The 6,089-nt window shown below is 74.0% G+C and carries 6 protein-coding genes; 4 read left to right on the top strand and 2 right to left on the bottom strand.

Going from position 1 to position 6,089, the window contains the following annotated elements:
• Positions 1-54 precede the first annotated feature (54 nt).
• The 4 genes from GT030_RS14960 (at position 55) to GT030_RS14945 (ending at position 4,060) form a co-directional block, all read left to right on the top strand.
• Complete coding sequence (locus tag GT030_RS14960) at positions 55-1,260, top strand: cupin domain-containing protein (RefSeq protein WP_161201532.1); 1,206 nt, start codon at positions 55-57, stop codon at positions 1,258-1,260.
• A gap of 7 nt (positions 1,261-1,267) precedes the next feature.
• Positions 1,268-2,164: a sucrase ferredoxin gene (locus tag GT030_RS14955; protein WP_161201531.1), complete on the top strand. Its 897-nt coding sequence runs from the start codon at positions 1,268-1,270 to the stop codon at positions 2,162-2,164.
• A gap of 64 nt (positions 2,165-2,228) precedes the next feature.
• Positions 2,229-3,071: an SDR family oxidoreductase gene (locus tag GT030_RS14950; protein ID WP_161201530.1), complete on the top strand. Its 843-nt coding sequence runs from the start codon at positions 2,229-2,231 to the stop codon at positions 3,069-3,071.
• A gap of 47 nt (positions 3,072-3,118) precedes the next feature.
• Positions 3,119-4,060: an SDR family oxidoreductase gene (locus tag GT030_RS14945; RefSeq protein ID WP_161201529.1), complete on the top strand. Its 942-nt coding sequence runs from the start codon at positions 3,119-3,121 to the stop codon at positions 4,058-4,060.
• Here the strand turns inward: GT030_RS14945 and GT030_RS14940 are convergent.
• Positions 4,051-5,052, bottom strand: a complete 1,002-nt coding sequence (locus GT030_RS14940; protein WP_161201528.1) for a WYL domain-containing protein — start codon at positions 5,050-5,052, stop codon at positions 4,051-4,053. The two genes, GT030_RS14945 and GT030_RS14940, sit on opposite strands and share 10 nt — an antisense overlap.
• Positions 5,053-5,108: 56 nt before the next feature.
• Positions 5,109-6,089, bottom strand: a 981-nt coding sequence (locus GT030_RS14935) for an MFS transporter (protein ID WP_161201527.1), incomplete at its 5' end; no start/stop codon positions are given.

Below are 6,089 nucleotides of genomic sequence, written 5' to 3'. Positions count from 1 at the left end.
CGGCGGTGCCGCCGGTGAGCCCGGTGTCCACGACGGCGGTGCGGACGGCAGCGCTTGACCGGCCCGGCCGGCGGCTTCCCTGATCCCGGCACCCCTGGGGGTGCCGGGATTCTGGAGCGCCGTCTGACCGGTCTCGCCCCTGAGGTCTTCGCACGGGACGTCTGGTCGCGCACCGCGCTGCTCACCCGGCACGCGAGCGACTTCTCCGACGTGTTCGACGCCGGTGCGGTGGACGAACTCCTCGCGCGCCGGGGTCTGCGTACGCCCTTCCTCCGCGTCGCCAAGAACGGCACCGTGCTCCCCGAGCCGTCCTACACCTCGCCCGGCGGCGTCGGCGCCACCATCGCCGACCAGCTCGACGACACCGCGCTGTGGCGGCTGTTCGCCGACGGCGCCACCCTCGTCCTCCAGGCCCTCCAGCGCACCTGGGCGCCGGCCGGGGAACTGTGCGCCGCCCTGAGCGCCGAGCTGGGACACCCCGTGCAGGCCAACGCCTACATCACCCCGCCGCAGAGTCAGGGTTTCGACGACCACTACGACGTCCACGACGTGTTCGTCGTCCAGATCCAGGGCAGCAAGCGCTGGCTCGTCCACGAGCCCGTGCACCGCGACCCGCTCAGGGACCAGCCCTGGACCGGCCACCGGGCCGCCGTCGCCGACGCGGCGGAGGGGCCCGCCTACATCGACACCGTGCTGGAGCCGGGCGACGTCCTCTATCTGCCGCGCGGCTGGCTGCACGCCGCCCGCGCCAAGGGCGAGGTCTCCGTCCACCTGACCCTCGGCGTCCACGTCTGGACCCGGTACGCGCTGGCCGAACAGCTCGCCGAGACAGCCCTCGCCGCGCTGCGCGAGGACGCCTGGACCCGCGCCACGCTGCCGCTCGGGGCCGACGCCACGGCCGAGGTGCTCGACGGCGTCCGCGAACGCCTCACCACCGCGCTGTCCGACGCCGACCCCGCCCCCCTGTTCCACCGCACCCGGCGCGGCCAGGGCCGTCCGGCACCGCTCGGCCCGCTGGCCCAGCTCGCCGCCCTCGACGCCCTCGCCCCCGAGTCGCCCGTACGCCTGCGCGAAGCCCTGGAAGCCCGGCTGGAGGGGGCCCGCCTGATGACCCGCGTCGGCTGGCTCGACTTCCCCGCGACCGACCTGCCCGCCGTGACCCGCCTGCTCGACGGCGAGATCCGTACCGCCGGTGACCTCGGGCTCCCCCTCGCCGGACGGCTGCTCCGCGCGGGCGTGCTGGTGCCGGGCGGACAGTAGCGGCCCGGTGACCACCACCGACCGGTTCTTCTGCGCCGACGCCGCCCGGATACGCGGCGACTCCCTCGCGGGCACCGCGCCGCGCGGCGCGGTCTGGGTGCTGATCGAGTACCGCGGCGCGTGGCCGGCCAACGGCTACGACGGCATCGACCTGGACCCGGTGGTCAAGGCCCATGTCTGGGCCGCCGCCCACGCCGTGCGCGCCCGCATCTTCCTCGTCCGGCGGCTCGCCCGTCCCAGATCCGGGGGGCCCGGCCGCTGGGCCGTACTGCACTACGAGCGGTCGGGCGCCCACCGCCAGCGCTGGGGCACCTGGAGCAGCGACCAGGACCTCGTGGAGATCGCCGAGGCCCTCCGGTCGCCGGGCCCTCTCGACCAGCCGCCGGTCGTCCTGGTCTGCGCGCACGGGCAGCACGACATCTGCTGCGCGGTGCGCGGCCGGCCCGTGGCGCGGGCGCTCAGCGAGCGGTGGCCCAACCTCGTCTGGGAATGCACCCACGTGGGCGGGGACCGGTTCGCCGCCAACGTCGTCGTCGTGCCCGACGGGACCTACTACGGCCTCCTCGACCCCGTCTCGGCCGTCGGGGTGGTCGAGGAACACCTCGCCGGGCGCATCCACCCCGACTTCCTGCGCGGGTACACCGACCTCGCCCCGCCCCAGCAGGTCGCCGTCGCCGCGCTGCTCGCCCGCTTCGGCCCGGCCGGACGGCACGACTACACGGTCACCGGCACCGCCCGCGACGGCGACGACTGGCGCGTCCGCGTCGAACTCCACGCCCCGCACCCGACCGCGTTCGACATCGAGGTGCACGCCCACCGCACGGCCCCCTACCGCCTCACCTGCCGGGGCCCCGTACCGAGCCCGGCGGTCGCCTACGAGGTGCGGTCCATCCACTCGGCCTGACCGCTTGCCTTCGAGTGCACGCCAACTCCTAGCGTCGGAGGGCGACTTCACCGGAAGGAACACCATGACCAGCACCTGGTTCATCACGGGCACCTCGTCCGGGTTCGGCCGCCTCCTCACCGAGCGGCTGCTCGCACGCGGCGACCGGGTGGCGGCCACCCTGCGCCGCCCCGAGGCCCTGGACGACCTGCGCGCCCAGTACGGCGACCGGCTGTGGACCGCCCGCCTCGACGTCACCGACGCCGCCCGGACCGAGCAGGTCCTCGCCGACGCCTTCGCGGACCTGGGCGAGATCGACGTGGTCGTCAACAACGCGGGGTACGGCGTCTTCGCCTCCGTGGAGGAGGCCGGCGAGGAACAGATCCGGCGGGTGATCGACACCAACCTGCTCGGCTCCATCCACGTCATCCGCGCCGCGCTGCCCCACCTGCGCGCCCAGGGCCACGGCCGCATCCTCCAGGTCTCCACGGCGGGCGGCCAGACCACCTACCCCGGCTTCGGCTACTACCACGCCTCCAAGTGGGGCGTCGAGGGCTTCTGCGAGACGGCCGCGCGGGAGATCACCCCCTTCGGCATCGCCCTCACCATCGTGGAACCCGGCGCCACGCCGACCGGGTTCGGCGCCTCCCTGGACACCGCCCCGCCCATGCCGGAGTACGCCGCCACCCCGGCCGGCGAGACGCGCCGGGCCCTCACCGACGGCACCTTCGTCCTGCCCAACGCGCCGGAGAAGATCACCCAGGCCATGATCGACCTGGTGGACAGCGGCGCGGCCCCGCTCCGCCTGCCCCTCGGCTCGGACACGTACGACGACATCCGCGCCTCCCTGACCGCCCGCCTGGCGGAGCACGATGCGCACCGGGACACGGCGTACTCGGTGGTCAGCGAGGAAATCGACGCCACCTAGGAACAAAGGTGACGAGAACTGTCACCTTTGGCGTGCACCGTGGAAGCATGACCACACAGGACCTCACCACACCCCTCGCCGGCCGCATCGCCCTCGTCGCCGGGGCCACCCGGGGCGCCGGGCGGGCGATGGCCGTCGAACTGGGCCGGGCCGGAGCCACCGTCTACGTCACCGGACGCACCACCCGCGAGCGGGCCAGCGAAGTCGGGCGGAACACCGAGACCATCGAGGAGACGGCGGAACTGGTCACGGCGGCCGGTGGCACCGGGATCGCCGTCCCCACCGACCACTTGGACCCCGAGCAGGTGCGGGCGCTCGTCGCGCGGATCGACCGCGAGCAGGGGCGGCTCGACATCCTCGTCAACGACCTCTGGGGCGGCGAACACCTGCTGGTGGGCTCCGTCTTCGGCAAGAAGAGCTGGGAGACCCCGCTCGCCGACGGCCTGCGCATCCTCGAACTCGGGGTGCGCTCGCACGTGATCACCGCCGCACTCGCCCTCCCGCTCCTGATCCGCTCCGACGGTCCGCTGCACGTGGAGGTCACCGACGGCACGGCGGTCTACAACCGCCGGTACCGGGAGAACCTCTACTACGACCTCGCCAAGAACGCCCCGATCCGCATCGCCTTCGGCCTGGGCGAGGAACTCGCCGAGTACGGCGGCACGGCCGTCGCCGTCACGCCGGGCTTCCTGCGCTCGGAGCAGATGCTCGGCCACTTCGGCGTCACCGAGGAGAACTGGCGCGACGCCATCGCCCGGGAACCCGACTTCGCCACCGCCGAGTCCCCCGCCTACCTCGCCCGCGGCATCGCCGCCCTCGCCGCCGACCCCGACCGTGCCGCCCGCTGGAACGGCGGGTCAACCTCCAGCGCGGAACTCGCCCGGACCTACGGCATCAGGGACATCGACGGCAGCCGGCCGGACGCCTGGGCCTACTTCGAGGAGGTCAAGTTCGGCGGCAAGGAGGGCACCCCCGACGACTACCGCTGACCGGCCACGCCGTACAGCGCGGCGAGATCCCGCGCGTGCGCGCGGAAGCGTTCGCGCAGGCCCTCCGGCGCCAGCACCTCCATGTCCGCGCCCAACTCGCTGAGCTGCGCGAACGCGACCTCCTCCGACTCCACCGGCAGCGCGACCGTCACCCGGCCGTCGGCGTCCGGCCCGCTGGCGGATGCCAGCGCCTCGGCGGCCCCGGCCGGGTCCGCGACGGCGGGCAGCCGGGCGAGCCCGCGCTCGGTGAGACGCAGGGTGGCCGTCGTCCGCAGCAGGGTGCGGGCGAACGCCTCCGCGTTGGCCCGCCAGTACCCGGTCAGGTCGAAACCGGGGTCGCGGACGAAGGGTTCGTCGCCGGTGGGGGAGAGGGCCGTGACCCGGTCGACGCGGTACGTGCGCCAGGCGCCGCCCGGCCCGTCCGGGACCCGGCCCACGACGTACCAGACGCCCGCCTTCAGCACGAGCCCGTACGGCTGGAGCAGGCGGGTCACCGTGTCGTCCCGGCCCGGCCGCGCGTAGGTGATCTGGACGGTGCGGTCGGACCACACCGCGCGGGCCAGCTCCGGCAGCAGCTCGGGGGCCGAGGGCTCGCGGAACCAGGCCGGGGCGTCCAGGTGGAAGCGGCGCACCGAGGACTCGGCCGCCGCGCGGAGCGAGGGGAGCAGGGTGGCGGAGAGCTTCAGCCGCGCGGTGTCCGCCGCGTCGGACAGGCCGAGGTCGCGCAGGGCGGTGGGCAGGCCGGACAGGTAGAGGGTCTCGGCCTCGGTGGGGTCCAGGGTGGTGAGCCGGGTGCGGTGGCCCGGCGCCAGGTGGTAGCCGCCCGCGCGGCCGCGTTCGGCGCGGATGGGGACGCCCGCCTCCTGGAGCGCCCGGGCGTCGCGGATCACCGTACGCCGGGAGACGTCCAGTTCACGGGCGAGGGCGTCGGCGGTCAGGCCGGGGCTGGACTGGACGAGAAGCGCCATGCGGATCAGGCGGGCGGCACGCATGGGTCAAGCATCGTGCACCGGGGAGGCGCGGGCGTCCCGCACCTCCCCGGCCGCGGTCACGACCGGGCGAAGTCGCGCGGCCGGAACTTCCGCTCCTTCAGATGCCGTTCGATGTCCTCCAGGCTTCGCCCGGTGAGTTCCGGCATCCTCCGCCAGACGAACAGCCAGGCGGCGACGTTGAAGAGGGCGTAGATCCAGAAGACCTGTCCCACGCCGAAGGCGTTGATCATCGTCAGCAGGGTGAGGGTGATCAGCAGGTTGGTGCTCCACAGGGTGGCCGACTGCACGCTGGTGGCGGCCGACCGCACCGACAGCGGGTGGATCTCCGATCCGGTGAGCCAGCCCATGAGCTGGAGGCCGCCGGCGTTGAAGAACATGAAGGCCAGCAGGCAGCCCACGATCGCCGGGACGTAGGCGCGGGTGCCGTGGCCGGTGACGTAGAGGGCGCCGAGGGCGAAGAGGCCGAGCGCGGCGCCGGGCACCATGACCAGGGTGAGCCTGCGGCGGCCGACCTTGTCCACGACCCACAGGCCGACGATCATCATCACCAGGTAGACCACGCCGAGGGCGACGCTGATCCGGAGCGCGTCGGCCTGCGGGAAGCCGTTGTCGGTGAGGATGGTCGGGGCGTAGTAGATGATCATTTCGATGCCGGAGAGCTGCGTGAAGGCCGCGATGCCGCAGCCGACGATCAGCGCCGGGCGCACCCACGGCTGCCGCAGCCCGCGCCAGCCTCGTTCGGCACGGTCGGTGTCCTCCTGCTGCCTGGCCAGGCCGGCGATCTCGTCCAGCTCGGCCGCCACGTCGTGACCCTCGGGCCGCAGCTCCTCCAGCACCTCGCGCGCCCGGTCCTTCCGCCCGTGGCGAAGGATCAGCCAGCGGGGGCTCTCGGGGAGCCGCAACTGGCCCAGCAGCATCAGCAGGGCGGGGGCGGCGGCCGCGCCGATCGCCACCCGCCAGGACACGGCCTCGCTCGCGCCGACGATCGTGGCGATGACGATGCCCGCGCCGATGGCGAGCTGGAAGCAGAGCACCAG

It is taken from the genome of Streptomyces sp. SID1328 (assembly GCF_009865595.1).
In the GTDB taxonomy this organism is placed as follows: domain Bacteria; phylum Actinomycetota; class Actinomycetes; order Streptomycetales; family Streptomycetaceae; genus Streptomyces; species Streptomyces griseoluteus.
This window is presented reverse-complemented; position numbering and strand designations above follow the sequence as displayed.

Bases quoted from the DNA above. Each gene is read 5' to 3' on its own strand.
- GT030_RS14945 (WP_161201529.1), top strand. From the start codon at position 3,119: ATGACCACACAGGACCTCACCACACCCCTCGCCGGCCGCATCGCCCTC.
- GT030_RS14940 (WP_161201528.1), bottom strand. From the start codon at position 5,052: ATGCGTGCCGCCCGCCTGATCCGCATGGCGCTTCTCGTCCAGTCCAGC.
- GT030_RS14950 (WP_161201530.1), top strand. From the start codon at position 2,229: ATGACCAGCACCTGGTTCATCACGGGCACCTCGTCCGGGTTCGGCCGC.